Source organism: Streptomyces sichuanensis, assembly GCF_020328095.1.
GTDB classification, from domain to species: domain Bacteria; phylum Actinomycetota; class Actinomycetes; order Streptomycetales; family Streptomycetaceae; genus Streptomyces; species Streptomyces cinnamoneus.
This window is the reverse complement of the sequence record NZ_JAIXMK010000244.1, coordinates 1-2,150: the sequence shown is the minus strand read 5'-3', so window position 1 is coordinate 2,150 and position 2,150 is coordinate 1. Positions and strand designations below refer to the sequence as shown.

Sequence of the window (2,150 nt, the reverse complement as noted above, 5' to 3'; positions counted from 1 at the left end):
GCAGGTCACGGGCGATGCGGTCACGGTCCTCCAGGAGCGCGATCTGCTGGGCGTCGGCGCGGCGTTCGGCGAGTTCCATGGCCACGGCCGCCTGGCCGGCGAAGGCGACCAGCGGCAGGGTCTCCTCCTGGGTGAACGCCGCCCGGCCGCTGCCGCGTACCAGCAGCAGTACGCCACGGACCACGTCGCCGGAGGTGACCGGCACGGCGACCGATGGGCCGAGGCCCTTCGAGCGCAGCGGTGACGCCTTGCCGTGCGGGTCCGTGCTGATGTCGGCGCTGCGCACGGGGCCGCCCTCACGGTAGGCCGCCCCGGTGAGGGTGCCGTCGACGGGCAGCACCGTGCCGCGCAGCAGGGCGGCGTGCTCACCGACGGCGACCTCGGCCGTGAGCGCGGCCTCGCCGGCCAGCGGCACGGAGACGGTGGCCAGCTCGGCACCGGTGATCTCCTTGGCCCGCTCGGCGATGAGGCCGATGACGTCCGCCGGGGGGCTCCCCGACATCAGGGCGGTCGTCACTTCCGTGCTCGCCCTCAGCCACCGCTCGCGCCGCGTGGACTCCTCGTACAGGCGGGCGTTGTCGATGGCGACGCCCGCGGCGACGGCCAGCGTGGACAGGACCGCCTCGTCCTCGTCCTCGAAGTCCGCGCCCCCGTGCTTCTCGGCCAGGTACAGGTTGCCGAAGACCTGCTCGCGGACGCGGATGGGCACGCCCACGAAGCTGTGCATCGGCGGGTGGCCGGGGGGAAAGCCGTACGACGCCGGGTGCTCGGAGAGGCGCGAGAGCCGCAGCGGTTCGGGGTGGCGGATGAGTTCGCCGAGGATGCCGTGGCCGCTGGGGTACGGCCCGATGGCCTCGATCTGTTCCTCCGTCACCCCCACGGTGAGGAACTGCGAGAGTGTCCGCCCGTCGGGCCCGATGACGCCGAGTGCACCGTAGCGGGCGTCCACCAGGGCCACCGCCGCCTCGACGATGCGCCGCAGCACGTGTTCCAGGTCGAGCTCGCGCCCGACGGAGAGCACGGCTTCGAGCAGGCTGTGCACCCGGTCGCGGGTGCCGCGCGCGGCGTCGATGCGCGCCTGGAGCTCCTCCAGCAGCTCGTCCAGCCTGAGTTGCGGTAATCGCAAGAAAGTGCCTCCTGACAGGCGTCCGACGGGGACGGACGGCCTGTCCGCCCGGGCCCCACCGTATCGGCCACCCCGCGCGGCCTGCGGACGAGCCCCGGTAGCGTGCCGCACGCCCTCCGCGGGCGGCGTGCGGCGCTCTGAGCAGGCGCGGGACGGGCGGGGTACGCCCGGTGTGCCGGTTGCCCCTCGTGGGGACGGGAATGCTGGCCTCATGACGTGCGTCAAGGGGGGTGGGCGCGGTGGCGGCACGCAGGCGATGGGGGCGGTTCTGGCTGTTGCTCACCCCCGCGGTGCTGGCCGCGGGGGCGTTGCTCGCCGCCACGGCGAGCGGGGCCCTGGCCACGTCGGTGGCCGCCTCCGGCTCGGCGTTCAAGGTCAGCGCGGAGCGGGTGGTGGCCGACGGTGTCCGCGCCGTACCCGCCGTCTACACCGAGCCCGGTGAGGCCGGTGCGCGGCATCCGGTGCTGCGGGCCACGGTCCGCCGGGCGCGGATCGAGGGTTTGTGCGTGAGCCTGGTCGTGCCCACCCCGCTCGGCAAGGTCACCCTGCGGGCCGTGGCCGGCCGTTCGGACCCCGTCGTGGGCACGGAGCTCTCGGTGGACGCGGGATCGGTGCGCGGGAAGGTGGACTTCGCCGGCGTCCTGGCCGCGGCCGGCGGCGTGGGAGAGGGCGGGACGGGGGGCTTCCTGGCGGTCACCGACCATGTCGTGGTGCGCGACGGGAAGGTGACCGGGTGGCAGGGCGCGGGGGCGTCACTGCGGATGAGCGACCCCGACGTGGCCCTGCTGATGGGGGAACACGAATGCTATTGAGGCCGGTGTGGCTGAGGCGGGTGCCCGTGAGACGGGCGCTCCTGAGACCGGCGCTCCTGAGACGGGCGGTCGCCGGAGCCCTGCTGCGGCGGGCGAGGGGCTGGTGCGGAGGGCGCCCGGCGGGCTCGGCGGTGCTCGTCTGCGCGAGCGGCGCCGAGCTGACCGTACTGCCCCTGCTGGGTGCGCCCCTGGCCGTCCTGCAGCCCGGGGTG

The 2,150-nt window shown here is 74.9% G+C and carries 3 protein-coding genes; 2 read left to right on the top strand and 1 reads right to left on the bottom strand.

The genetic code is table 11. The features are described from left to right. Positions 1–1,126: GAF domain-containing protein (locus LE181_RS31645; protein WP_225665040.1), on the bottom strand; the 1,126-nt coding region annotated here is incomplete at its 3' end. Positions 1,127–1,365: 239 nt separating this feature from the next. On the opposite strand from LE181_RS31645, the gene LE181_RS31640 reads away from it, so the two are divergent. Further along, on the top strand, positions 1,366–1,938 hold the full coding sequence (locus LE181_RS31640) for a DUF6230 family protein (protein ID WP_225665038.1): 573 nt from the start codon (positions 1,366–1,368) through the stop codon (positions 1,936–1,938). Positions 1,939–1,964: 26 nt separating this feature from the next. Then, positions 1,965–2,150, top strand: a 186-nt coding sequence (locus LE181_RS31635) for a hypothetical protein (RefSeq protein ID WP_225665036.1), incomplete at its 3' end; no start/stop codon positions are given.